Here is a 26,085-nt window from a genome sequence, read left to right on the forward strand (position 1 = left end):
GCTAACAGTTTTGGTCAACCTATTTTGATGAATTAATATATTTACATAATGGTTATGAGGTATACTTAAAAAATGTTAAAAATTACCTGTATTACAAAAATATTAAATTTGTTACAATCCTATCTGAGATAGGATATTTCTTCTGAAAACAAGTAGGTTAAAAGTTTAAGAGAACTGCCTATTAAAAAATAAATTTTCATTTATTTAAGGGGGCGCTTTAAAGATGAAGGGTTTAAAAAAGTTTTTTGCATCTGTTTCCATGGCTGCTTTGGTTGCTGCTTCTTTCGCTCCAGCTGCTTCTGCTGCTGAAGTCGATCCTGCTGCTGTATCAGCTGCTGCAACAAAGGCTAATACTTACGAAATGGAGTTCTATCATCCATTTACGGATGTAGGTTCAAGATATGAGGAAGCCGTTAGTTTCCTTTATGAAGTTGAAATTATCAACGGTAAAACAGAGACTACTTTTGGAACGCACGAAAATCTGACACGCGGCGATGCAGCAGTAATCCTGGCTAATGCTTTAGGTTTGGATACAGAATATGCGCCAGATGCTGGTTTTAAGGATTTGAATTCCCGTATTAAAGGGTCTGTAAATGCATTGGCGGATGCTGGGATTGTTTCTGGTGTAAAACCTGGCGTATATGCGCCGAATGATCCACTGACTCGCGGCCAGATGGCTAAATTCCTTGTTCTTGGTTTTGGATTAGAAGATTATGCTGTGCCTACTCCGTTTACGGATGTTGGTGGAGTCCTTGCTCCTTATATCGAGGCACTATACGGAACAGAGATTACTTTCGGAAAAACGGAAACTACTTACGGAACACACCAGAACATCACGCGCGGTGATTTTGCTAACCTATTATATAGAACATTCCTATTTATGTTCGAAAATGAATACCTTCCTTACGCAGAAGATGTTACACTAATCAACTCCACTTCATTCAGCATCACGCTAACTGAAGCGGCCCCTGCAGAGTATTCTGCCAGAAATATTTGGGATATGTTCTATGTAGATATTGAGCTGGAAGACGGCACTTCAGTTTATGTGAATCCAAGTAATTTAATTCTTTCAGCTGATCGTACAGTATTGACAGTTGATCATACCAATTTTGACTTAAACGGCAAAGCTGGAACTATTTGGGTAGATGATATTATTGCCGAGTTTGATTACACAAATAAATAATTGTAAAAGGATCATCCTCTGATTTGTCAGAGGGTGGTTTTTTTAATAGTCCATTTCTGTAACATTTTTCCTCTCAATCCGTCTATGTTAACAAAGACACCGGAATTGAGGGGATTTTTTTATGGCTCATTCAAAAATGCTCGCCGTCCTGCTTGGCTTTGGGCTTGTTCTGACTGCTTGCGGGACAGGGAATATACAGGATACAACAAGGGAAGACCCTAACGAACAAGTTCAAACAGGCGCGCCAGTCAATGACTCCGAGTGGGAAACGATCGAGACCATCAGCAATCGGAACATCATTGCAAAACTAGTAAATCCAGCAATTGAAACACCAGAGCGGGACCAAGCTGTTGAAAAAGTTAAGGAAAGCAGAGAATTTCAAGAAGGGCTGTTTGGGGAGCCGACAGATGATCTGGCAGAAGAATTAGCTGTTCAGCAGGTCGAAGGCGCCATTGCGATCCCTTTGCTTGAGAAAATATACGGAGGGCATGATCGTTTTAATAATGCCGGTGTCCTCTTTTATGAAAATAAAACACGGGGAGCGGAACAAACGGGCCTTTGGATTGGCGTAAAAAAACCGGATGAGCGATTGAAGAAATTCATTGATTCGTTGCAGGAAAAGGTAAATGCCGGGGAGGTCAAGGCGGAATATATTTATATTTATCATTCACCACACACAACAGCAGAAAATAATCAGAAAATGGATGAGGCACACAAGGCTGCCAGAAAGCTTCAAGAGCAGCATGAGACCCCGGACCGTGTTTCCCTGGGTGTAAGTGTTGATACCATAACAGGAGATATTAAAATTGAACACAATTTCCTGACAGAGGAACAACAGGAAAGCTTAAAAAAGCAATTTCCTGGTGAAACGATGGTGTTTGAGCAGACAGGAAGACTTGCTCCGATTGGCGGGGAGCCTGATACCATTTATCCTAAAAAGGAGTTCACAGATCATTATTCCAAAGAAGGGGCTTACGTAATGGAGTTAACGGAGGAGGGCCTGCTTGCTGTGGATGCCGCGCCCGAGGATTTTGGTAAAAGCGGAGGTCAAAATGACTTCTTTTCGGCCATTCATTTTCAATTTCCTGACGCCTCGAAAAAGTTAAAGGTTGGGCAGCGTGTGGAGGTAGAACCATCAGGCTGGATTATGGAATCTTACCCAGGGCAGGGAACGGCGTTGTATGTCGAAGTACTTCCAGAATATAAACCAGCAGGTGCAAACCTTTCCGAGTCACAGGTAATTCGGAAAGCCCTGGAGAAAAACAAAAACCAAATGGGTGTTTTGGCTGTCAGGGAGATTTCGTATGACGCAGATCTTGATCAGTGGAATGTGAGCTTAAAGCAGGAAGATAAAGAATGGGAAGTAAAGGTAAAAGATTTATAGGTCCTAACTATACGATTAATCCCGTGGAGCTGCGCCAAGCAGCTCTTTAAAATTTGCAATTTTTCCTGAAACTTTCATAGACTAGGTCTAATGGTATGGTAGAATTAAGTGGAAATTCCATATTGTTACTATTGTGATCATATTCTTGGGGGTGAAATAGTGAATAGAAAAATAATAGCAAGCATTTTGGCAATTTCTATTCTATTATTCTTGGCAAATGCAAACGCTGCTGATGCAGCACGGCTAATCGGCTTTGGAGACAGCAACACGGAAGGCCTTTCCTTTACCACATACGGGTACGATTTAAATAAGCGCTGGGTAGTCCAGACGGGTGCCATTAATGCAGGTGTGAGCGGAAACCATACCGATCAGGCCATGAAGCGGTTCAATACCGATGTTCTGGCGAAAAATCCAGACAGCGTAGCTATTATGTTTGGCCTCAATGATGGACTGTTGTATGACAATGGCCAGCCACAGGTTAGCAAAGCGAAGTTTGAGCAAAATCTTACATACATGGTTAAGCAGCTAAAGACCAGAAATGTGAAAGTGCTGCTTATGACAAACATTCCGGTGCAGCAGACACTTTACTACAATATGTATCCGGAAAAGAAACATCTTTATGCCGATAAGGGCGGGATCCGTTTATGGATGAACAGCTATAATACAATCATCCGCAAAGTCGCAAAGACGCAGGGAGTCCATCTCGTTGACCATTACGCAAATGCGATACATAAAGCAGGCGGGGCTCAGGATGGAAAGCTTTGGGCAAGCGGACTCTATGATCCATCCGGTTTCCATTGGTCTCCAAGAGGGCACAGCATGATGACATTTTCGATTAATTACTTTTTGGCAAGGAGTTACTAAGAGAAAGCCCGTCACTATTTGTGGCGGGCTTTTTATATTTCTTTAGACCCTTTTCGGCAATTACAGAGAGGATTAGCCAAAAAGGGCGATTCTCCCAATATTCTTGTAATGAAATTGTAACATTTTGTGATTAAAGAAGAGTGGTGAAAGTTTAATAGTCTGAAAAATGACTATATTCCCGGGTTTTTTCGACAATAAACCTCTAAAAACGATTTGTAATACAATAGTAAAATAAATTACCTGGGGCTTTTGGTAGAATATATCTATCGAAACCATAATTTGATAAATTATGAGGAAAAAAGAAATAGAAACCGACGGGGTGACATAATGAAGCAACTGATGACAAAATTCTTGATAGCGGTCTTAATCCTGGCTATCCTGCCTTTTAATACTGCATCTGCATCATCCACACAGGATGAAGTCGTAAGAATTGCAAAATCTTATTTGGGAGTACCATATAAATGGGGGGGAACAACACCAAGCGGATTTGACTGTTCAGGTTATATGACTTATGTCTTTAAACAAGTCGGTATTGATTTGCCAAGAACATCAGCGGATCAATATAGCAGTGCAGGGACGAAGGTCGCAAAATCTGACCTGAAGCCTGGTGATCTGGTATTCTTTGAAAAAACATACAATAAAGCGGGTGTAACCCACGCAGGCATATACATAGGTAATAATGAATTTATCTCTGCCACTTCAAGCAAGGGCATTAAAATTGATTCATTGGGCAGCACTTATTGGGGTCCTAAGTATTACGGTGCGAAACGCGTTATCACAAGTACTCCTGGTGTATATGACGATGTGTCAAAAAGCCATGTTGCATACAAGGCGATCTATACATTAGGAATAAAAAATATCATCCACGGTTATGAAGATAATACTTTTAGGCCTGAGGAAGCTGTTACACGCGGACAGGCTGCTGCCATTATCAACCGCCATTTAAATAAACAGCCTAAGAGCCTTTATGCATTCAAGGATGTTCCAACTTCATCCCGCTTTGCCAAGGATATTGCTGTAATTAAGGAATTAGGCATTATTACCGGATTCAAAGATGGCACATTCCGTCCAAATGAATATATGACAAGAGCAGATATGGCTATCATTGTTCAGAGAGCCTTCAACCTTCAGGGAACAAGCTATTCAAAAGCAAGCAGCCCTTACAGTGATATCACTCCAAGCTATCGAGCGCATGATGCGATTGTAACAATGAGCAATATCGATACAACAACCATTTTCGACGGTAGCAAATACTATGCGACACATCGTGCAACAAGAGCCTTTTTCTCGGCAGCTATTTACAACTCTATTAATGCAGTTAATTAAGCCAGGACTTTGTTCTGGCTTTTTCTTGTTCATATATTAGACGTTTTCAGCCTATTATTAGTTTCACTTTTTATTTAACTGTAAGCAAAATAGTTGAAAAAATATATAAATTACCCTTTAGCAGAAAGGTAAATATCTGGTAGAATAGTAGGGAACATGCAAATTACGACATATATGTCAAATGTTCTACATTTATCCAGAGAGGGGAAAAACAACATTGAAAAAAGCTAGGCTTCTGTTGCTTGCCTTTGTTCTTTTTTTAGCTACATTACCTGCAACAGGTTATGCAGCAGATGACATTACGGGAATACAGCTGGAGGAGGAACTAAGGGAGGCCATAGAGAGAGAGATTATGTACGGCTATGGCGATGGAGTTTATAAACCAGACTACAAAGTAACCCGTGGAGAATTTGCCAACTTTGTTTCAAGGGCATTAATACTTCCTCATGCTCCTCATAAATTTCCGGATGTAGCGATTACTTCAAGTTTAGCTCCAGGGATTAACGCTGCAGCCGAAGCAGGAATAATATCCGGACAGACCGATGGTAACTTTAATCCAGATCAGGCAATTACGCGCGAGCAAATGGTTATTATGATTAAGAACGCGTTAGACTATAAAAATATGAAAGTAGAATATGAAGCTCCGACTCTTTTAAGTGACTTTGACAAGTTGACTTCTTCCACTTCACGTATTGCAGTGGCTGCAAGTGTTTCCTTGGAGATTACCATCGGTTTCCCGAATTCTGATGGCACATATAGATTCGCTCCTGAGAGACAGGCTACGAGAGCGGAATCAGCAGCATTTATCATCCGAATGATTCATGCGATAGAAGATTACGAGAATCAGCTTCCTGGTGAACCAGGTGAGCCTGAAATCGAAAAGCCTTTTGTCATTTCAACCATTGATGCAAATGGACAGCTTGTTGAAACCAATAAGGTGTTTGAAACATACAGCCAAGCGATTGAAAATTGGAGCCCAACTTCAAATGAGGTTCTCACTTTTAATGGAAAAGTATTAAAAATGCAATCCGGTTTGGCTTATGCAAGTCCATCAATCGGTAAAGCAACAACATACTTGTATAGTAACGCTGATTTAACTTCTGTAGCAGCTGCTGTCCCTCCGCAGGAGGAAATGAAATATCTGGCTTCTAACGAAACAGCAGTTCAGGTATACATTGGCGGAAGAACTGCTTATGTAAAGCAATCCGAAGTACACCTTGTACCAGTTAAAATGGTGAAAAAGCAAAACTCCTATAAAGTGAATAGCAGTAATGAATTGGTATACACCATTTATAACCCGGCTTCAGAACAATCTGCTGCTTTTATTATTGGGAAGGCTCCAAGCTTCCTAAAACAGAACATGTCTTATTACAGCTGGGATGGAACCAAGTTCTACACGAATTCTATGGGAGGCTCAACTTCTTATGTGGGCCAGTACTACCCTTATTATCAATTTTTATCTGCCCGTACAAAAACAAGCTACACAGCAGAACAGCTTGATCAGTTTATTGATAAGAGGTTAGCGGAGATTGAAGCAACTGGCTTAGCGAAATATAAGGATGCAACACAGATTAGTAGAGTTAAAGGGCTTGGAGCATATGTGAAAAAGGCAGAAACCGAATCCAATGTAAATGCACTGTTAATTCTTGGGTGGGCATTTCATGAAAGTGACTACGGCATGAGTGCAAATGCTCTAAAACTTAACAACCTATTCGGAATTGAAGCTTATGACAGCAACCCATCTGGTGCGGTCGCGTATCCGAAACCAACAGATAGTGTAGATGCGCTTGTTGATAAATATTTAAATGGTGCTTATATTCCTCAAGGAGACTGGCGCAGCAATGGGGCAGCTCCAGGGAATAAATTGATCGGGTTCAATGTAAGATATGCAACGGATGCCTATTGGGGATCTAAAATCAATGGCCATATATACCGAATTGAAAAAGCTCTTGGCTTTAAGGATTACACCAATAAGCAGGTCATTGGCTTTATCAATACTAATGGCACGAATGTAAGAACATCACCTTCTTCTGCATTAGGTACAGCCAACCTTTTATACACGTATAAAACAGCGGATAAGCCGGTTGTGATTGTAAGTGAAGAAAAGCAGACAGACGGACATGTCTGGTATAAAATCCTATCAGATGCAAACGGAACACAATACGGATGGGTAAGATCAAATCTAATAGACAAGCTAGTAACAAATTAATCTAGTTAATAGACATAAAGTAAGGGCGTCCCAAAGAAATTTGGGGCGCTTCTTCTTTTTATGAACTGTAAATAAATGCTGGTAAAGGCCTTAAATGTGAACTTTGAGAATAAAACGTGGGAACTTGCGAATAAACGGCTGAAACCAGATAGATAACAGGTATAAATGGCTTTGAAAACTAAAAATCCTGCCTATAAGCGATGTATAACGTCCAAAATGGAGAAAGAGAAGAGAGAATGGTAGTTAATAAAAGAGATTAACGCCCAAAATGAAGTAATAGAAAGGAAAATAGTAGTTAATAAGCTGGATTAACGCCCAAAATGGAGAAAGAGAAGAGAGAATGGTAGTTAATAAAAGAGATTAACGCCCAAAATGAAGTAATAGAAAGGAAAATGGTAGTTAATATGCTGGATTAACGACATAAACGGAGAAAGAGAAGAGAAAATGGTAGTTAATAAACGAAATTAACGCCCAAAATGAAGTAACAGAAAGCAAAATCGTCGTTAATGTGCAAGATCACTAAAAAAGCAGTCCGCCACAGGACTGCTCTTTTATGGTTTCAAACTCAAACCCTGATCCATCAACTCCGCCTTCACTTCATCCAGCAAAATCACTTTTTCCTTGGCCAGGAATCCGACTTTAGAGGAGATCAGCTGGTCAATCAGCTCACTTCTGCTTTCGCCAATTGATTCCCACTTTTTCTGATGCTTGAGCAGATCGACAAGAGTGAGCTGTTCGTAATCATTGCCTGCAAAGGTGAGGTCAGGATTCACCTGATACCAGAGATCGCCGCTTTCACGAATCCAGCCGGTTCCAAGGTTCTCGATGGCTTTGCGAATTTTCTTTGCGGCCTCCAGATATTTCTTATCGCCAGACTGCTGGTAGCTCTCGAGCAGCAGATTGGCTCCACCAAGGACATGATTCATGGAGGCATGGGTTTTCTGGTTTTGGTCATAGGGTGAAAAATAGTCGGAAATCAGCAGGCCATCTTCTGCCTTGATCACATTTCCAATCTCAATCTGCCCAATTAGATAATCTGCGTAGTTTAACTTAGTCTGAAGCAATTCCGGCAGGTCCAGCTGCGTTCCAATCTTTCCTAGATAAAGCGAGATAAACTCATTATGCCGGGTATCGATATAAGGTGCTGTTAACCCATAGGCGTCTTTCAGCCAGGTGCTGGTATATTCGGTTTCCCAAATTTCAGTGCCTTTTTCCTGGCGATATTCGTAAAGGTCCGCCGCGGAATTGACCATCAGGTTATAGTAATATCGTTCTTTTGTTGAGATGTACCGGTCGATGGCTTCGCGGTCCACCATAACACCGAGATTTCGGCCATACCCTTCTTTTGTAAAAGGCTCGATCGACCAAGGAAGCTTTTTCATCGGACCGCCGGCTGTCAGCCATCCGTTGGCTTCCTTATAAAAATCAAGCTGGTAATCAACCCAGCTTTGGAGTTCCTCTTCAGAAGTAAATAACGATTGATCGGAGACCATAAACCACTGTTCAGCAATCTGGCCATCTTCTGCAGTAAGCTCCAGGCTGATCTGAACTGTTTCGTTTGATTGCTCAATGGAATATCCTTTTGATTCCTCCTGAAGAACCCTTACATGACTGGATAAACCTTCACCGTATTCTTCTTTAAGCCTGGTGGATAGATATTGCTTGCTCAAAACAAGCTCATTTCTTGGCTCTTCAAAATGGCTTAGCTTAAACAAACCAATCGGCTGTGTGGCTTTATCATCGCCTGTGTTTTTATCGTGAGGACGGTCGACAAACCGCTGATCCCAGTCTAAAAGCTCAGCCCGGTTCGTGTCTTTAAAGGTTAATGAAGCCTGTGCGGTAACAGGTTTACTGCCTTTCCCTTCAAGCTGGATAAAAACAAGCTGGTCCCCGTTATCGATTTCCCTGAATTTAACCAATAAATTTCCGGCATCATTCTTGCCATCGGTTAAATCATATTGATAGGAAGTATCATGATAAACAGATAATAAGTTTGATTTTGAGACATTTTCATTATCGAGGGAGTGCTTAGGAGAGCTCACTTGAAACTCAGCCGCATCAAAAGGAATTGCTCTTTCTGATACAGCAGGTTCCGCTTCAACAGGCTCCGCTTCCTCCTGGCAACCCGCCAATATGATAATGAATAACAGAATAAATATGCTTTTTTTCATAACCCATATCCCCAAATCTTACACACGGGCTTTCTTCTTTTTTCGGAGCACACTTAATAGCTGATTGAAGCCTTCGCGGTAAAAAATATAAATACCGGCCACATAAAGAATGACTCCCAATGGAATTAAAATAATCAGCTGGGTAAGTGAGTACAATTCGGTGATCGGCGTGAATTTTTGTAAAAGGTAAAGCGGTACAGCCATTATTAATGTCGGAATGATAACGCGGACAACTAGATTTAAAAGCTTTAAGGCCTCAGAGCGGTCAAAATCCTTATAAACGACAAAACCTGAAGCGGTTAAGTAGTAAACCGATACAAACGCACTTGATAAGGCAAGCCCAGGGTATCCGAACGGCTTCAGCAACAGCCAGTTCAAGAACGCATTCAAGGCAATGGTCGTTACACTGATCCGGAAAATGATCGCGGTCTTGCCGCGGGCATACATCGACTTGGATACAATATACTGCAGGCCTTGTGTGACAATCATTGGCAGGTAAAAGATAAGAGCAATATAGGTGTTATGTGTATCTTCCGCCGTAAACTGGCCGCGCTCGTAAATAAAGGAAAGTGCCTGTTCTCCAACCAGAAACAATCCGACCGCAATCGGCATCAGTGTCACAAAGGAAATCTGCATTCCCAAAAAGAAGGTGGATTGAAACTTCTTCGGGTTATCAATTTGTTCGGACAGAAGCGTAAAAATAATCACCGCAATCGTTGTGCCGTAAATGGCATGCGGAATGCTGACAAGCAGGGATGCGTTATTCAAATATGTGACAGCACCCTCGATTGTTCCGGAAGCAAACGATTTATTGACAAACATATTAATCTGGCCAACAACAGAGTTCAGAAGGGAAGGGACAAGCAGAACCAAAAAGGCCTTCCTGAATTCCTTATCCACTTTAATCGTGGGGCTCCAGCGGTACCCGCTTTTACGCAAAAAGAAAATCTGGATCACGGAGCCAAGCAGAGTTCCGAATATGAAACCGTAGGCCAGGCTGTTGATTCCCCACTGATCTGAAAATAGAAGGGCGAAAACGGCACCCATCAGCGTAGCGAGCAGCTTGGAGATTTGCGTTGGTACAAACACTCTCCGTCCCTGTAAATAAGAGTCTAAAATGCCGTTAAGGGCAATCGCACTCATAAACAGGAAGAAGAATTGCGTAATATCAACGGCAACCTCTTTCGTAAGAGGGAGCATGCTGCCATAAATAAATGGAACAAAATAAGGCACGAGAAAGTACCCGCCAATGGTAATGCCAAGGAAGATCAGAACGGTTGCATTCATAATTCCGTTGGCATTGCGTTCCGTTTCCTCCGGCTTCTCCTTGCGATTTTGTACATATAAAGGAAGGAAGACATTATTAAAGCCTCCCGAAATCATCGCGACAACAAGAGTGATGAAAGAAAAGGCCAGTAAATAGCCATCCGTATATTCGCTGGCCCCGAACTGGCGGGCGATGATGCTTTCACGCAGAAATCCGGACAGCTTTAAAACAAGTGCCAATAACGTAATAAAAATTGCAGCTTTTTTTAATGAAGCCATATCACATTCACTTCCTGTGAGATTTCAAAAGAAACGTGCAGAGAAGCTCTCTACACGTCATGTAAAATCAGATTATTTTTGCTCTAAAGCAGATAAATAAATTTGTTCATATTTTTCAGCCGCAGCGAGATGGGAATATTCATCCTCAATCTTCTGGCGGGCTCTTTCAGCAAGGGCAGCACCCTTTTCTGGATTATCGAGAAGATAGATCATGGCATCTTCCAGCTCTTCCACATTTCTTTCTTCAACAAGAAGGCCGTCCTTTTCATGATCGACAATTTCCTTTAATCCGCCAACAGCGCAGGCGATAAGCGGAATGCCTGATCCCATTGCTTCAAGGGCAGAAATGGAAGTTGCTTCTTCAACCCCTGCAGAGTGGATACTTGGCACAAGCACAACATCAGCCAGAGCGAAAAAGTCTTTAACCTGTTTGTGCGGAATAGCGCCAAGCAAAGTGACTTGGTTTTCCAGTCCTTTTTCGGCTACAAGAGCTTTTAATTCTTCAAAGGCTTCGCCCATTCCTGCATAGACAAGCTTCGCATTCGGGAATTTCTCAAGTACCTTCGGGAAGGCAAGTGTCGGGTAGATAACGCCGTTTTTCTTTGTCAGACGGCGCGGCACGAAGAAGATTAAGTCATCGTCACTGAAGCCGTGCTTTTTACGGAGCTCCGATTTCTTTTCAACAGCCGGCTTGAAATCATGGATATCAATAAAGTTGCGGATGGCTGTTCCTTCAACGCCTGCCTGCTTTTTTACATAATCCTTAATGCGCTGGTCCACCGTAATCACTTTTCGCGTCTGGCTATAAGCTTTTTTCTCCATTTCCTGAAGAAACTTGGCTTCCTCGCTGTTTTCTTCTACCGATCCAGCACTAACGGCTTCAAAGGCCATATAGCCATGGACAGTTGAAACAGTTGGAATCCCGGACTCGAGAGAAGCGAACGTTGCGAATACATCCTGTGCATTAATGATGTCGTATTGTTTATGTTTATTTTTTTCGATCAGGGTCTTAAGCATGTTTTGGCGCGCTCTGCGGCTCCAAAGGATTCCCTTGCCTTTTTTGACCTTATTCAGCACGAAGCTTGGGCCGCGGGCAATAAATTTGGATTGCCAGCCCGGCACATCGCTGATTGAAAGGACGTCTACTTCGTGTCCTCTTGCTTCGAGGCCTGCTTTTAATGTAGTCACATGTGTCGACAAACCGCCGGCATGGGGGTAATCAAAAACAGTGGTAATTAGGATTTTCATATCACCGTCTCCTCATTGAGAGTATTTTTAAATTAGCTTCAGAAATCTGACCTGTTACAAAGTTTTTTAAGATTGTTGTTTGGCTTATGAATTTTGCCCGTTGATTTCCGCTACGGGCACTTGCTTTCCGCGGGGCGGGCGGTGAGCCTCCTCGGCGCTCTGCGCCTGTGGGGTCTCACCTGTCCCGCTGCTCCCGCTGGAGTCAAGTGCCCTCCGCTTAAATCAACTCATTAGATTAAACGTAGTTAGCGGATTAAAACAACAACTTTCGCTTATTTCAAAAACCGCGCTTTTAGCAGATCGATATTTTCCATTGCATCCCGGCGCATTTCGCGGGCGTTGTTTTCAATCATGGCACTTAATTCTTCTCTGTTTGCGAGTACCTTGCGGCTGTTTTGGATAAGCTCGCCGGCAGTAAGTTCTTCTAATGGGAAGGAGTATTCCCACATGCCGGAACGTTTTAATAAGCTTTCGACCTTTTTATCATAGCTGATGCCGATATGAGGGACTGCTACAAGCGCTGAGAAGATAAGCGAATGCAGGCGCAAGCCGATTGTCATTTCACAATTGGAAATGAAGTTCAGGTACTGGTTAGGTGAAAAGTCAGGTCCAAGTACATGGCATTTCTCTCCCTGCTTCATATGTTCCAGTACATTGTTGGAAGCACGGACATCGTGATGCCCTTCCATTGGAACAAAGACAGGTGTAATGCCTTCGCTGTCTATCAAGTGGTCCAGTGCTTCGGCGATCTGCTTGTAATGGGCAGTATGCTGGAACCAAGGACGGACAGAAACCGCAACCAGCTTTTCATCTCCATTTAAAGGAAGGCTTTCAATACAAGATTGATCCTCTTTTTTCTGAAAAGCAAATACAATGTCGGCTGTGACGACTGATTCAGGTCGATTGACTCCCAGCTTGTGAAGCAAGTCCTTGGAGTATTGGTCGCGAACCGTAATAAAGTCTGCCATGTTGGCAAATACTTTCATTAATATTTTCCCCCAGGTGGAATTGACAGGACCAATGCCCTGAGAGAAAAACATGACTTTCGTTCCGCATAGCTTCGCTAAGAAAACAATCAGCAAATAATAAGGAAGTGGCCCGAACAAAAACTTGGTCGGATACGTATCCTGAAGAAGGCCGCCGCCGCCGCTGATTAACAGATCAGCTTCACGCAGCGCTTTTACTTTGCCTTTAAAATCATGGCGCCATCCGCGGTACACGCTCTTTACCCCATAGGTCTCGGCTGTTTTGCCGGGAGAGAGGGAAAAGACTGTGAGATCCGGATGATCAAGTTCATCCTTCAGGTTATCAACAATTGCCTCAAGGATGGCTTCATCGCCAGTGTTGCCAAGTCCATAAAAACCAGATATTACAATTTTCAAAGAAGTATTTCCTCCTTATGTAAAATCATCCAAATTCATAATGCGAAGGCCTTATTTTTGCCTGAGGAGAAAAGCTGCCTCTATATAATAGAAGACGAATGTCCAGCCGGTTTGGAGTGCCTGCTAAACCGCTTAATCTCAGGAAAAACGGCGCTTCTTAAATAGCCTTAAAAAAGCTAAACTTTATTTTAACATTAGCGTTCGACACATTCAACGTAATTGGTGCAACGTTTGTTGGAATTTGTTATACTATGTTAGGATTTATTGCAAAGAATCAGGCAAACCCTATAATATATGTGCAAACATGAACATAAACCAGAAATTATTTACTAAAGAGAGGTCCTTACTAATGGAAAAAATTTGTGTTGTCGGCTTAGGATATATCGGACTCCCAACATCTGCAGTATTTGCGCGTGCAGGCTATGAGATTGTCGGGGTTGACGTGAGCGAGCATGTAGTCGATAAGTTGAACCGCGGAGAGATCCATATCGAGGAGGTTGGTCTTCCTGAAATCGTGAAGGAAGTAGTAGAAAACGGAAAGCTCCGTGCTTCCTTGATACCGGAAGAAGCAGACGTATTTATAATTGCTGTGCCAACTCCAATCCATGAAGATTACACAGCTAACGTTGACTATGTTATCAGTGCAACTAAAGCGATCGCTCCATACCTGCGCAAAGGCAATGTGGTAATCGTGGAGTCGACGATCCCGCCGCGCACAATGGACGATATCGTAGCGCCAATCCTTCGCGAGCAAGGCTTTGATACCGAGAAGGATCTGTACTTGGCGCATTGCCCAGAGCGAGTGCTGCCAGGCCGCATTCTAATTGAGCTAATTGAAAATACACGCATCGTTGGCGGAACAACGCCTGATGCAGCGAAAAAAGCTGCCGATGTTTATCGCGCAATTGTAACAGGCGATGTGATTGAAACAGAAGCGGTAACAGCGGAAATGTCCAAATTGATGGAAAATACCTTCCGTGATGTAAATATCGCACTTGCGAATGAGCTTGCGAAAATCTCCAGCCGTCTTGGTGTGGATGCCCATAAGGTTATAGAGCTTGCCAACAAGCATCCGCGTGTAAATATCCACCATCCGGGACCAGGTGTAGGCGGACACTGCCTGGCAGTTGATCCATACTTTATCGTTGAAAAAGCGAGCGAAGAAGCAAAGCTTATTAAGCTTTCCCGTGATATCAACAATTCCATGCCTCACTTTGTAGTAGAGCAAGTGGAAAGAATGACAGTTGAGCTGAAAGAACCTAAAATCGCGGCATTCGGTCTTACGTATAAAGGGAATATTGATGATGTTCGCGAAAGTCCGGCGATTGAAATCGTTGAGATGCTTCGCCGCAATCCGCGCTTTGATGTGCGCGTCTTTGATCCGCATGTCCGCGATGAACAGGTGCCATTCCCGGTTGTTTCCTTTGAGGAAGCGATTCAGGATGCCAACCTTGTTGTTGTATTAGCGGATCATAATGAATTCAAAACAATGAAAGCAGAAGACTTCCTTTCAGGCATGAAAACACCGGTGATCTTTGATACAAAGAACTGCACGAACCTGGATGAAGAGAAGCTGACCCTTTATAAAATCGGAGACTTAACGAACCTGAAGGCTATTCAGGAATAGAAAGCTTGGAAAGTAATATGAAAAAAGAACAATACCTAGGTGTAAATGTATCTGTCATGACTTACGAGGAAATTTTGGATGACCTCCGCTCCCGCATCAGCGAGGGCAAGCAGTCAACCGTCATTGCGGTTAACCCGGAAAAAGTCATCACAGCCAATAAAAACCCGCTTGTAAAAGAGCTTATAAACGAATCCACCTATCAAATACCGGATGGAATCGGCATGATCCTGGCTTCCAAAGTCAAAGGGGGGTCTTTGAGAGAGCGGGTAACAGGCGTCGATATGATGGAAAGACTTCTCCGATTTGCAGCTGAGGAAGGACATGGCGTATTTTTTTACGGAGCCAAAGAGGAAGTCGTTTCCGAAGCGAAAAGAAAGCTGGAGGAGCGCTTCCCAACCTTGAATATTGCAGGCTATGAAAATGGATATACCAAAGATAATCAGGCACTGGTTGACAAAATTAACGCCTCCGGTGCGAAGCTTTTATTTGTAGCCCTTGGAAGCCCGAAGCAGGAGCTTTGGATTAAAGAAAACATGAAGCAGCTGAATGTAAAGGTCTTTCAGGGTGTGGGAGGCAGCTTCGATGTATTTTCCGGCCGGACCAAAAGAGCCCCGGAATTTTACCGCAGGTTTGGACTTGAATGGCTGTACCGCTTAATGAAAGAGCCAAGTCGAATTAAACGCCAAATGAATCTTCCAAAGTTTTTAATCAGGGTATTATTCAGCCGTTAAGGAGCTAGTATAGATGATTCGTTCATATAAACAAAACGATGAACAACAAATCAATGCGCTGTTTTACGAGGTTTTTCGTAAGCAGCGCTCGCTTGTGCATTGGGAATGGAAATACAAGGAAAACCCTTTAAGGAAATCCATCATTACAGTAGCAGATGAAGCTGGTGAAATTGCCGGCCATGTAGCCCTTGTTCCAGCCAAAACAAAATGGTACGACAGAGAAGTGATCTTTGGGGCACGGAATGACACGATGGTTTCCCCAAGGCATCAGGGAAAAGGACTTTACAAAAAGCTCAATCAGGAAATGATTGACACGGCCCAGTCCGAAGGGATCGATTATTTATATGGCTACCCGGCTGAAAAGGCAAAAGAGCTTTTCATTCGCTATACCGGAGCAAAGGAAATTGCCAGCATCCCGCGTCTGATCCGTGTTAACCGCCTTTCCACCCTCGTGGTGAACAAGCTTTCGTTTTTAAAAGCAGCCAAGCCTGCCATCAGATTGGCTGATCGTTTTCTGAAGCCGAAAAAGGCTAACTCCCAGAAATACTCATTTAAATACGTATCGGAATGTGGAAGAGAGTTTGATTCTCTTTGGGAGAATAGCAAAGGGATCGCTCCCATTCTGCTCAAAAGAGATGCCCAATTTTTGAATTGGCGCTTTCATCGACATCCCGATCGGGAATATAAGATGCTGGCTATGTATGAGAATGGTGTTCTTTGCGGCTATTCCGTCATAACTTTGGAGGAAAAAGCCTTTGGCGGTGGAAATGTTGTAAATGGAACCATTGTCGATATGCTGGCAGTAGAAAATCAGGAAGCCTGGGACCAACTTGTAGCGGGAACGCTACAGGAGCTGGAAGAAGCCGATGTCATCCAAACATGGGCATTAACCCATTCCCTTTACTTTAAAACTTTGAAAAACTACCGTTTTGTTCATAAAGACAACCCAATGCCGCTTGTCGGAAAACCAGTTGATTCTTCCTTAAACGAAGATGATTCGATTGAAAACTGGTACATTACCCCGGCAGATGTGGATTCATTTTAGGAGGTGGAAGCATGGCAAATGTAAAAAGAACCGTCTTAAATATGGCCAAGCCATTCATCCTCCCTTATACACGCCAAAAGCTGCAGAGCTTTTATAAAGGGGAGCAAGTACTGACAAGGATAACGGAAGGAAATGTTTTGGTGCTGGCTCCGCATGTGGATGATGAAACGATCGGCCTTGGCGGGACGATCATTGAGCATGTGAAAAAAGGCCAGCATGTCACGGTTGCTTATATAACAGATGGATCTGGCAGTGTCAGCTCCCTTTCAAAAGAAGAATTAATGGCCAAAAGAAAGCAGGAAGCCAAAGAGGTTCAGCAGCTTCTTGGCTTTCAGGATATGGTTTTTCTCGACCTTCCTGATGGGGCGCTGGAAAGTAATGAACAGTCCAGGGAGCTATTCCGCAGCTTGATTGAGGAAAAGAACCCGGTATTCATCTATTGCCCAACCTTTGTTGACTGCCACCCTGACCATGTCACGACCGGCAGAATACTCTCGGATGTATTGAAGGAAAAAGAGTATGGCGGTTTTGTCCGCCTTTATGAAATCAACTGCCCAATCCCGCCGAATGAAATCAATACAGTCATTGATATAACGGAAGCGTTTGAAACGAAAGAAAAAGCGGTCGATATCTTCCAATCACAGGCGATCGATTTTGATGGATTCATTGAGCTTAGCAAAATCAAGACAGAGCTTGTTCCTGGAACAAACGCGAAAGCCGTTGAGACATTTCTTGAAATCCCCGCGCCGGAATTTTCAAGTCAATACGAGTGTGTAGACCAAAAGAAATATCCTTATAACCAGATCTTCAAGCAGGTCAATAAAGCGACTACCTTAATATGGGGCATCCTGAAAAATGTTGATGAAAAGAAGCGGATGTACAAAGAACGCCATTCCGGACAGGGAGGGAGCATCTAAATGAAGGTTCTTCATTTTATCAGCGGAGGAGAGACAGGCGGCTCTCGAAAGCATGTCATCACACTCCTGTCGCAATTCCCAAAGGAACAGGCATCACTTGCGGTTCTGCAGGAGGGAGCTCTTTCCCAGGAAGCAAGAGAAGCGGGAATAGATGTTCACCTTTTCAAGCAAAGCTCCCGCTATGATTTGTCTGTCCTGAATAAGCTGGCCGGCTTTATCCGTGAAAATGGCTACGACATCTTGCATACTCACGGTCCAAGAGCCAATTTATTTGGCGTCTATCTCAAAGGCAGGACGAATGCGAAATGGGTAACAACCGTGCATAGCGACCCGAAGCTTGATTTCATGAAATCCGGATTAAAGGGAACGGTTTTTACCAAGCTTAGTTTATATGCGTTAAATAGAATGGACTATTACTTTGCTGTTTCAGAAACTTTTAAAAATAATCTGGTCAGTATGGGCATTTCCGCTAATAAAATAAAAACCGTCTATAACGGAATCGAATTCACCAGCCAAAAAGCGCACCCTGTTTCAAGGGCAAGCCTGGGGCTGAACGAAGATGATTTCGTCATGACGATTGTCGCAAGGCTTCATCCCATTAAAGGGCATGAGCTTGTATTCGAAGCGATTAAACAGCTGGACAAGGCCGATATGAAGCTTGTTTTAGTAGGGGATGGGCCAATTAGGGATGAACTCCTCCGGAAGGCTGAAACCATGGGCGTGGAAAATCAGGTTCGCTTCCTTGGATTTCGCCAGGATGTGGATTCCATCTATGCTGCCTCCGACCTTGCCCTTTTGGCTTCATTCAGTGAGAGCTTTCCGCTCGCACTTTTGGAAGCGGCCAATCAGCATGTTCCCCTGGTAACCACAGATGTGGGAGGCGTCAAGGAGCTGGTAACAGAGGATGAGACCGGCTGGATTATACCAACCGGCGAGGCAAAAGCTTTAGCTTCTGCATTTTCGAAGGCATATGATGCGCATAAAAATGGCAACTTAAGAAAGATGGGAGAAAAGCTTTATCATTTCGCTTCATCCCGATTCTCACTGCAGCAGCTGTACAAGGAAACCAAAGAGACCTATGAAAAAGTGAAAATAGGAAAAAATTAAAATTGTCTATACAGGTCGAATCGTGTAATCTATACAAAGGAAAGCGTGATTGACGAAATAAAGGAGCTTTAGAATGGCTAATAAAAACTCATTGACTTACTACTTTGTGTTAGCAAGCTTGTTTTTGATTCCGATACTTTACTTTAAGACCTATCTGGGACCGATCCCGTTATCTATTGAGATCTTCTTAATCCCGCTTGTAACTCTGGCGGCATTTTATGACTTTTTTAAAGGAAATATCCGCCTGAATGATTTTAAAATCTGGCCGCTGGCCGCAGCTTTTGGGCTGTTTTTACTTGTTTCACTAATCTCTGTGATTTATGCGATTGACCTAAAATCGGCAGTTATGGAAATTGCCAGGTACTTATCCTATGTTGTTCTTTTCCTGATTGTTGCAAAAGTGGACTTTACGAAAAAGCAGTATTTGGGCTTTGCAAAATGGTTTGGGGCAGCAGTTGTGATTGTGGGGCTATTCGGAGTTCTGCAGTATGTTTTTAATTTCTCATTAAATAAAGCAGGCCTATATGCTCTAGAGGAAGCAAAGGGTCGGGTTGACTCCACACTTGTGAACCCGAACTATTACTCGGCCTTTTTGAATTACATTATTCCAACTCTTTTGCTTCTGGCAGTTGTTTATTTTAAAAACAGAACGGCGCAGCTTTTGATGTTCGCTGTTTATGCGATTTATGTAATAAATGTGATCTTAACGTACACACGCGCAGCCTGGGTAACCATGTTCTGTGCAGGCATTTTGGTTATCATTCTTATGCCAAAGCAATTCATTAAAAATGTTATTAAGCCGCAAATTCTGATTTCTTTTGTGATTTTGTTTGCTGTACTTTATTTCATACCGGATGTACAATCCCGGACAAATTCAGCCATATATGCAATTGAAAAGCTTCTGCCTCAAGGTTCTCAAAACAATCAAGGAGCGGGGGAGCCCGAGGACACTGACGGAGATGGGGAACCCGAAGAAGTGGCAGATGAGGAAGAAACTGAAGAAGAAGATACAACGACCAACCGTGCTGTTGTATCCCGTATGACCCTTTGGAAAACCGGCTGGTATATGCTAAGGGACAACCCTGTTCTTGGTGTAGGAATGGGTAACTACACAGCCAACTATAAGGAGTATGTATCAAAGTATCCAGAGCTGTACATTGGCCATGAAAGCTATTCCGTACACAACTCCTACCTGAAAGTAGGAGCTGAGACCGGATTTATCGGATTGGTATCATTTCTGCTTATCTACGTGGTGTACTTCCTGACCATCATTAAGCTGTATTTCAGGCAAGACCGTCTTGGCCGAGTGATGGCCGTAGGACTATTTGTCGGAAGCATCTGCTACATGGTTCAGAACTTATCCAACAATCTAATCTTCATTCCGCAGCTGAATGTAATCTTCTGGCTAACAGCCGGTTTAGTACTTGGATTCCTTTCATTCAACCGGAAAGAGTCAATAGGTCAATAAGCACAAAAAGACAGCGTGTCGAAAGCACGCTGTCTTTTTGTGTGCCTGGAAATCTGATTGGAAAAGAAACGGATCAATCCATCTAAAATGATAAATTAATATTCTTCCATAAAAATCCTGTATATTCATTTTTAAAGCTGGAGTCATTAAGATTCGTGTGGAGTATCCTGGATGTTTGGCACAGGATAAAAAGATTAATTTATAAAATAATATAAGCTATTTGTCTTTAATTATTGGAAAAACTTTCTGAAACGCCGATAATATATAGGTAATGTGTATTATAGATTGGATAATTTTATATAAAAGTGGTTTATTTAACTTTTTTATAAAAAATCTTCCAATTTATAAAACAACTATGTATAATGTAGAAGTGCGTTCAATAAGGATATTTATTGATTGTTTAACTCTATTTTCCTGTACAGATAAATTATGGTAATTTTTTCAACTGAGAAAATTGTAAAAAATGGTTGAAATATAGTAGTATTTTGGTAGAATAAAGACAAGCTTAATTTTCCATTTCTTCCAAATGGTACATATAAACTATAAAATTACCAATATATAAAACGGAAAAGGAGTTAAGCCCGCAAATTAGTTCCTAAGCGATGATCATTCATCGATTTAGAAAAAACAAAACATTTTACTCAAAACAGGGAGGAAATATTACAATGGCTTACCAACCAAAGTCTTACCGTAAATTCGTAGCAACCGCTGCGACTGCTACTTTAGTAGCATCTGCTGTAGCTCCTGCGGCTTCAGCTGCTTCCAACTTCACTGATGTACCAGATCGTTATGCTGAGGCTGTTGACTACCTAGTAGCTAACGGAATCACTAGCGGAATGAGTCCTACTAAATTTGGTATCTCCGAAGATATCAAACGTGCTGATGCAGCTGTAATGCTAGCGAAAGCTTTAGGAATCGAAAATGTAGATGCTCCTGATGCTGGTTTTACTGATGTTCCTCAGCGTGCTCTTAAAGCTGTAAATGCTCTAAAAGCTGCTGGATACATCAACGGTAAAACTTCTACCAAATTCGGTTCAGAAGATCCACTTACTCGTGGTGAAGTAGCTCTAATTCTTTCTAATGCTTATAAGCTAGACGGCGAAGATGCACAAGTTGCATTTACAGATGTAAGCGACCGTTACCTGACTGCGGTTAAGGCATTAGTTAACAACAAAATCACTTCTGGTAAAACTCCAACTAGCTTTGGAACTGCAGACAAAATCATCCGTGGAGATTTTGCTGTATTCTTATATAAAGTAGAAAACCTAGAAGTTAAAGTTATTGCTCCAGAAGTAGTTAGTGTAAGTGCGATTAACGCTAAACAAGCAAAAGTTAACTTCAAAGGTGTTCTTCCTGAAGGAGTAGACTTCACAAACTTTGAATTAAACGGCGGACTTACTGTAGCGGATGTTAAAATTTCTTCGGATCGCAAATCTGCAACTATTACAGCGAGCTCTGAATTCACTCGTAACCAAGAATATACTGTAAGCGTATTTGGTATCAAAAATGCTGAAGGTAACGAATATGCAGAAACTAAGGGTTCATTCACTTGGGAAGTTGCTGAAGGTGTTAAAGTAGCACTTGAGGCAACAACTTTGGAGCAAGGTCAAACTGTTGGCTTAACAGTTAAAGACGAAGCTGGTAAAGATGTTAAAGATGCAGTAGTAAAAGTAACTTCTTACAATACAAACCTAGTTACTATTACTAATGGCGAAGGTTCACCATCTGAAGTAATTGTAACTGCTAACAATGCTAAACTTGCTGGATCTACTGATGTAGTAGTTGAAACTACATTGCCAGATGGTTCGGTATTAAATCATACATTCCAAGTAACAGTAAAAGAAGCTGTAACTACAGTTTCTAGCGCAGGATATTCATTAGTAGATGATGTCATAGCTCTTGATGAGACTATGGCTAACACAGTAGCATTCAAGTCTTTCGCTGCTGCTAAAACTTCTGTTGTAGAGAAAACAGGTCCATTTGAGTTAGCTGCTTTCGGAGAAACGAACGGCAACCCTGATGTTGAAAACATTGACTTCAGCGAAGCTACTCGTGTAGTTTCTTCAAATCCAATCATTGCGACTGCAGTTTTAAATGATGCTGGAGTAATTGAGGTAAATCCTTTAACACCAGGTTCAACAACTGTAACAGTAACTATGAAGGATGGATCACGTAAGACTTTCCCTATTACAGTAACAGCTACACCTGTTCAAAAGTCAATCGCACTAGATGCAACAACAGTTAAGCTTTCAGATGAAAATCGTAAAGAAGCTACTGCTCCAACTCAAGAAGGCGTTGACTCACATACGTTCAAGATTACTTCTTTAAACCAGTTTGATAAGGCAATTGCTTTCACAGCTGGTAAAGTAACAGTATCATCAAGCACTGAAGGTCTTGAACTAGTCCAAGGTGCTAATCCATTAGTTGCGGGTAGCAATGAAGTGGCTTTTGCAGGAGCAAGTAGTGCTAATGTAACGATTGTTGCGAAGAAAGATACTCCAGTAAGTAATGCAAAAGTAACAGTTAGCTACTTTGCTAAAGCTACTGATGCAAAACCAACAGTAACAAAGACTATCACAGTTAATGTTGCTGATATCAATCCTGAGGCATTAACTTCTTCTATCGATGTTAAAGCTGCATCAGAAATCGATGCAAACTATGAAGTATCTGGAGGTAAAGCTTCAATCGACTTCTCTGCTGTCCCAGTATACGCTCTAGATACTAAGGGTAACCGTCTAGAACTATTGACTGCTGCAGCAACAATCGCTGATAAAGATGCAGATGATAAGTATGTTTCTGTTACTGCAAACAAGATTGCATTCACTTCACCTAATGCTGCATTAACATACCTACGTTCATCTGAAACAGTAGATGTAGTTGTTACTGCTGATAACGTAACAAAAGTTCTTCCAATCACTTATAAGAACACTGCAATCGTTCCAAACAAAGCAACTGTTGCAACAAGTGCAGTTTCTGTAAAGTTAACTGGTGATGAAGCAACTGCAGGTATTTCAATCGAAGACCTAATCTTTGGTTTTGCAGACAACGCACAATTAATTAAAGATGATGCAGATCTAGTAGCTGGTGATGAGGTAATTGGCGTATTACAGACAGCTAAAAATGCTGGCTATAAATACAACAAGCCACTTGTTTCAATCCTTGGCACTGACGGAAAAGCTCTTGCTACTGGTGTAAGCGTTTATGGTGGAAGCTTAACTGACTATAGCGCTAACACTTGGAACAATGCACTTCTTGAAGCTCTAAAGGGTTATGATACTACTGCTTTTGCTGCAGATGATTTCTCAGTAGAATACATGGTAGCAAATGTAAATGATTCTTCTACAATTGATGAAGCAACTGGTATTGTCACTCCTGCTGCTGGAAAAGCAACTACATTCACACTTGTAGTCACTGGTATCTATACAACTGGTTCAGTAACTGCTATTGAAGAAGGTACATCTGCTGCAGAAAAAGCTGCACATAACCTTCTAGCTGCACCTGTTCAATTGAACGTATCTGTAACTAAGTAATTAAAGATTCTACTCATAATTGGATGAGTTAATGTGAAAAGCCCTGTCGAGAGAAATCTCAGCAGGGCTTTTCTTTTTTGAAAAATACAAATCAAAGGTAGTAATTTAAACTTACCTTTTTGGTAGGAGAAAAGGCAGCACGGGTATCTATCACATTATGATGCGGGGTATTAATAGACAGACAATATTTGAAGACGATGAGGATAAAACAAGGTTCCTTGAGACACTGAGAAAATATAAGGATAAAAGGAGATTTAAACTTTATAGCTACTGTTTGATGAATAATCATATTCATTTATTAATAAAGGAGACAGAGGAACCTATTTCTGAATCGATCAAGAGAATCAGTTCAAGTTATGTTTATTGGTACAACATGAAATACGACCGGTGCGGTCATCTATTTCAAGAAAGGTTTAAAAGTGAAAATGTTGATCATACAGCATACTTTTTAACGGTCTTAAGATATATACACCAAAATCCATTGAAAGCGGGACTCGCAAAAAATGTTTTTGAAAGCGACTGGACAAGTATAAATGAATATATTCATAAAGTTAAATTTGTAGATATAGAGTATGGACTTTCCTTGTTTTCTCAGGATAGAGATCTTGCTGTGAAAAATTTTAAAAAGTATATGCAGCAAAGTAATCATGACCAATGCTTGGAAGATGGAAGAAGGATAAGAATGAAGGACAGTGAGGTGATAAGGCATTTAAATAAGATGGGTGTTGCTAATACCAGTGAATTGCAGCAAATGGAACGAGAGAAAAGAGACAATGTCTTGTGGGAACTTAAACGGCTGAATGGTGTATCGCTAAGACAGCTCTCGAGGATAACTGGGATATCGAAAAGTGTTATTCATCGAATTCGTTGAGGAAAAGGGAAATGAAAAGGGACGAGGAACCTGTCCCTATGTCCCTCACTCTTTTTTAGTTCGTTTTTGTTGGCGCAGGTTTTCCTTTTCAATTCGGTAGGTTTGGACTTTTTCTTTTATCAATTCAGAATCTTGCTTTTTAGATAATACTTTTACAAAAAGGTCCTCAGTTTTATGACAGATAGTTTGATAGATACCCATATTGATTCTCCTTTAGCTAATCATTTTCTTAGCAACATATAATCTTCTGCCTAACCAGCTAAGCACAGCCAGGCCTGCACCACCAGCAGCTGTTGCCTGATTGGCTTTTTGCTGTTCCTCGTATTCTTTGTAGCCAAGTTGATAATAGTGTTTAAAAATGACTTCACTGTTCTCAAATTCAGAAGGGATGCTTAATTCTTCACCATCTTTACCTAAAGAAAGGCCTGCGTTTATAATTTCATCAATTTCCTGGTTAGAGTCAAATCCATTCTTATACCATTTCGTAAACTTTTCATTTTCCAACTGTGGTTCTTTATACTCCAGTATTGTAAAAGCAGCCTCGTATCCTTTTTCAAAATACTCTTCTTCTAACTCTTTTTGAGCTTTTTCATATCCCTCTTGATAAGCATTTAAAAAGATTTCATCTAAATTATTAGGAGGAGAGTGAGTATCGTTCTTGCCGTTCTTGTACCCTAACTCATTCATTTCGGCTTTTTTGGCTTCGATGCGTTCGGTTACTGCCTTGTAAAAGCTGTCTTCAAAGGATTTTTTTAGCCCAGGGTGAGTTTTATATGCTTCAGGAATAGAAATGTTATCCTGAGCTTTACCAAGAGCATACCCCTCTTTTCCAGCTTTCACTTTTTCTGTTTCGATCTTGTTGCTGCCTTCTTCGTACCCATTTAAATAACCAGCGGTATATCCTTCTTTAAATGCTTCAGAGCCCTCAAATGTCTCGGTGTTGGCTGATGCTTCCTGATAGCCATCCTTAAAGCCTTGAGCTTGACCCTGCTTTTGCCCGTTTGCGCTGTCCTGCTGATCTTGCTTGTATTGTGTTTGTTCAGGGCTGTTGTTAATTTGGGTTTTATCATAACCGCTTGGCGCTTCACAAGGGATTCCATCATCCACTGCTCCATTTCCCCAGCCATCAAGGTTTTCAGGGTCATAAGTTGCTGAATAGCCTTTTGCGTTCCAATAAGATACGACTTCATCATATGTTGTAAAGTCTGAACAATCCTTATCATTTCTTGTTGCAGCAGGTTTACTAACACTGGATTGAGTTCCGGAAGAAGAACTTCCGCCATTATGGGAATGATAGCCCGAGCATAAGCCTTTTGCCTGAGACTTTGGGCTGCAGTTGTGGCCGCCGCTTGAATCGGTTCTTCCAGAGTGTGCATAACTCATAGATCCAAATAAAAATAAAAATAGTAAAGTAAAGAGAGTAATTCTTTTCTTCATTTTTTTCTCCTTTTTAAACCTTCTAGTAATATAAATTTTT

The 26,085-nt window shown here is 41.7% G+C and carries 19 protein-coding genes; 13 read left to right on the forward strand and 6 right to left on the reverse strand.

Annotation, left to right across the window (positions count from 1 at the left end; translation table 11 throughout):
• Window positions 1-223: 223 nt before the first annotated feature.
• The 5 genes from AC3ZVC_RS05760 to AC3ZVC_RS05780 all read left to right on the forward strand — a co-directional run bounded on the left by AC3ZVC_RS05760 (window position 224) and on the right by AC3ZVC_RS05780 (window position 6,966).
• Entirely contained in the window at window positions 224-1,183 is a 960-nt protein-coding gene (locus AC3ZVC_RS05760; protein WP_490066991.1) for an S-layer homology domain-containing protein, read from the forward strand.
• A gap of 121 nt (window positions 1,184-1,304) precedes the next feature.
• Window positions 1,305-2,567: a DUF3221 domain-containing protein gene (locus tag AC3ZVC_RS05765; protein ID WP_490066993.1), complete on the forward strand. Its 1,263-nt coding sequence runs from the start codon at window positions 1,305-1,307 to the stop codon at window positions 2,565-2,567.
• A gap of 159 nt (window positions 2,568-2,726) precedes the next feature.
• Complete coding sequence (locus AC3ZVC_RS05770; protein ID WP_490066994.1) at window positions 2,727-3,431, forward strand: SGNH/GDSL hydrolase family protein; 705 nt, start codon at window positions 2,727-2,729, stop codon at window positions 3,429-3,431.
• A 327-nt stretch (window positions 3,432-3,758) separates the two neighbouring features.
• Window positions 3,759-4,757 (forward strand): C40 family peptidase, encoded by a 999-nt coding sequence (locus AC3ZVC_RS05775; protein WP_490066996.1) that lies wholly within the window; start codon window positions 3,759-3,761, stop codon window positions 4,755-4,757.
• Between the two features lie 217 nt (window positions 4,758-4,974).
• Window positions 4,975-6,966: an S-layer homology domain-containing protein gene (locus AC3ZVC_RS05780; RefSeq protein ID WP_490066998.1), complete on the forward strand. Its 1,992-nt coding sequence runs from the start codon at window positions 4,975-4,977 to the stop codon at window positions 6,964-6,966.
• Between the two features lie 551 nt (window positions 6,967-7,517).
• On the opposite strand, the gene AC3ZVC_RS05785 is transcribed toward AC3ZVC_RS05780, so the two are convergent.
• The 4 genes from AC3ZVC_RS05785 to csaB all read right to left on the reverse strand — a co-directional run bounded on the left by AC3ZVC_RS05785 (window position 7,518) and on the right by csaB (window position 13,312).
• Window positions 7,518-9,137, reverse strand: coding sequence for a lipoprotein (locus tag AC3ZVC_RS05785; RefSeq protein WP_490067000.1), 1,620 nt, complete (start codon window positions 9,135-9,137; stop codon window positions 7,518-7,520).
• A gap of 18 nt (window positions 9,138-9,155) precedes the next feature.
• Complete coding sequence (murJ, locus tag AC3ZVC_RS05790) at window positions 9,156-10,682, reverse strand: murein biosynthesis integral membrane protein MurJ (protein ID WP_490067002.1); 1,527 nt, start codon at window positions 10,680-10,682, stop codon at window positions 9,156-9,158.
• Window positions 10,683-10,754: 72 nt separating this feature from the next.
• Complete coding sequence (locus AC3ZVC_RS05795) at window positions 10,755-11,930, reverse strand: glycosyltransferase family 4 protein (RefSeq protein ID WP_490067006.1); 1,176 nt, start codon at window positions 11,928-11,930, stop codon at window positions 10,755-10,757.
• 272 nt (window positions 11,931-12,202) lie between these two features.
• Entirely contained in the window at window positions 12,203-13,312 is a 1,110-nt protein-coding gene (gene csaB, locus AC3ZVC_RS05800) for a polysaccharide pyruvyl transferase CsaB (RefSeq protein WP_490067009.1), read from the reverse strand.
• Window positions 13,313-13,661: 349 nt separating this feature from the next.
• On the opposite strand from csaB, the gene AC3ZVC_RS05805 reads away from it, so the two are divergent.
• From AC3ZVC_RS05805 to AC3ZVC_RS05840, 8 genes are all read left to right on the forward strand, one after another.
• Entirely contained in the window at window positions 13,662-14,939 is a 1,278-nt protein-coding gene (locus tag AC3ZVC_RS05805) for a nucleotide sugar dehydrogenase (RefSeq protein WP_490067011.1), read from the forward strand.
• 17 nt (window positions 14,940-14,956) lie between these two features.
• On the forward strand, window positions 14,957-15,670 hold the full coding sequence (locus AC3ZVC_RS05810) for a WecB/TagA/CpsF family glycosyltransferase (RefSeq protein ID WP_490068842.1): 714 nt from the start codon (window positions 14,957-14,959) through the stop codon (window positions 15,668-15,670).
• 13 nt (window positions 15,671-15,683) lie between these two features.
• A complete protein-coding gene (locus AC3ZVC_RS05815) occupies window positions 15,684-16,715 on the forward strand; it encodes a GNAT family N-acetyltransferase (RefSeq protein WP_490067013.1) in 1,032 nt (343 codons plus the stop codon).
• Between the two features lie 11 nt (window positions 16,716-16,726).
• Window positions 16,727-17,632 (forward strand): PIG-L deacetylase family protein, encoded by a 906-nt coding sequence (locus AC3ZVC_RS05820; RefSeq protein ID WP_490067015.1) that lies wholly within the window; start codon window positions 16,727-16,729, stop codon window positions 17,630-17,632.
• Complete coding sequence (locus tag AC3ZVC_RS05825) at window positions 17,633-18,739, forward strand: glycosyltransferase family 4 protein (protein WP_490067019.1); 1,107 nt, start codon at window positions 17,633-17,635, stop codon at window positions 18,737-18,739.
• A gap of 73 nt (window positions 18,740-18,812) precedes the next feature.
• Window positions 18,813-20,207 (forward strand): O-antigen ligase family protein, encoded by a 1,395-nt coding sequence (locus tag AC3ZVC_RS05830; RefSeq protein WP_490067022.1) that lies wholly within the window; start codon window positions 18,813-18,815, stop codon window positions 20,205-20,207.
• A 665-nt stretch (window positions 20,208-20,872) separates the two neighbouring features.
• Window positions 20,873-23,737 carry an S-layer homology domain-containing protein gene (locus tag AC3ZVC_RS05835; protein ID WP_490067025.1) on the forward strand — a complete coding sequence of 955 codons (2,865 nt, stop codon included), beginning with the start codon at window positions 20,873-20,875 and terminating at the stop codon, window positions 23,735-23,737.
• 157 nt (window positions 23,738-23,894) lie between these two features.
• The gene (locus tag AC3ZVC_RS05840) at window positions 23,895-24,608 is read left to right on the forward strand and encodes a transposase (protein ID WP_490067029.1); all 714 of its coding nucleotides are present in this window, start codon (window positions 23,895-23,897) and stop codon (window positions 24,606-24,608) included.
• A 45-nt stretch (window positions 24,609-24,653) separates the two neighbouring features.
• Here AC3ZVC_RS05840 and AC3ZVC_RS05845 read toward each other — a convergent pair whose 3' ends face one another.
• Window positions 24,654-24,809 (reverse strand): hypothetical protein, encoded by a 156-nt coding sequence (locus tag AC3ZVC_RS05845; protein WP_490067030.1) that lies wholly within the window; start codon window positions 24,807-24,809, stop codon window positions 24,654-24,656.
• 12 nt (window positions 24,810-24,821) lie between these two features.
• On the reverse strand, window positions 24,822-26,045 hold the full coding sequence (locus AC3ZVC_RS05850; RefSeq protein WP_490067031.1) for a hypothetical protein: 1,224 nt from the start codon (window positions 26,043-26,045) through the stop codon (window positions 24,822-24,824).
• Window positions 26,046-26,085: the final 40 nt, after the last annotated feature.

The sequence above is a fragment of the Cytobacillus sp. C11.1 genome (assembly GCF_058145115.1).

Coding starts and splice junctions, on each gene's coding strand:
- AC3ZVC_RS05760 (WP_490066991.1), top strand. CDS start 224: ATGAAGGGTTTAAAAAAGTTTTTTGCATCTGTTTCCATGGCTGCTTTG.
- AC3ZVC_RS05765 (WP_490066993.1), top strand. CDS start 1,305: ATGGCTCATTCAAAAATGCTCGCCGTCCTGCTTGGCTTTGGGCTTGTT.
- AC3ZVC_RS05775 (WP_490066996.1), top strand. CDS start 3,759: ATGAAGCAACTGATGACAAAATTCTTGATAGCGGTCTTAATCCTGGCT.
- AC3ZVC_RS05785 (WP_490067000.1), bottom strand. CDS start 9,137: ATGAAAAAAAGCATATTTATTCTGTTATTCATTATCATATTGGCGGGT.
- murJ (WP_490067002.1), bottom strand. CDS start 10,682: ATGGCTTCATTAAAAAAAGCTGCAATTTTTATTACGTTATTGGCACTT.
- AC3ZVC_RS05795 (WP_490067006.1), bottom strand. CDS start 11,930: ATGAAAATCCTAATTACCACTGTTTTTGATTACCCCCATGCCGGCGGT.
- AC3ZVC_RS05805 (WP_490067011.1), top strand. CDS start 13,662: ATGGAAAAAATTTGTGTTGTCGGCTTAGGATATATCGGACTCCCAACA.
- AC3ZVC_RS05810 (WP_490068842.1), top strand. CDS start 14,957: ATGAAAAAAGAACAATACCTAGGTGTAAATGTATCTGTCATGACTTAC.
- AC3ZVC_RS05815 (WP_490067013.1), top strand. CDS start 15,684: ATGATTCGTTCATATAAACAAAACGATGAACAACAAATCAATGCGCTG.
- AC3ZVC_RS05820 (WP_490067015.1), top strand. CDS start 16,727: ATGGCAAATGTAAAAAGAACCGTCTTAAATATGGCCAAGCCATTCATC.
- AC3ZVC_RS05825 (WP_490067019.1), top strand. CDS start 17,633: ATGAAGGTTCTTCATTTTATCAGCGGAGGAGAGACAGGCGGCTCTCGA.
- AC3ZVC_RS05830 (WP_490067022.1), top strand. CDS start 18,813: ATGGCTAATAAAAACTCATTGACTTACTACTTTGTGTTAGCAAGCTTG.
- AC3ZVC_RS05835 (WP_490067025.1), top strand. CDS start 20,873: ATGGCTTACCAACCAAAGTCTTACCGTAAATTCGTAGCAACCGCTGCG.
- AC3ZVC_RS05840 (WP_490067029.1), top strand. CDS start 23,895: ATGATGCGGGGTATTAATAGACAGACAATATTTGAAGACGATGAGGAT.
- AC3ZVC_RS05845 (WP_490067030.1), bottom strand. CDS start 24,809: ATGGGTATCTATCAAACTATCTGTCATAAAACTGAGGACCTTTTTGTA.
- AC3ZVC_RS05850 (WP_490067031.1), bottom strand. CDS start 26,045: ATGAAGAAAAGAATTACTCTCTTTACTTTACTATTTTTATTTTTATTT.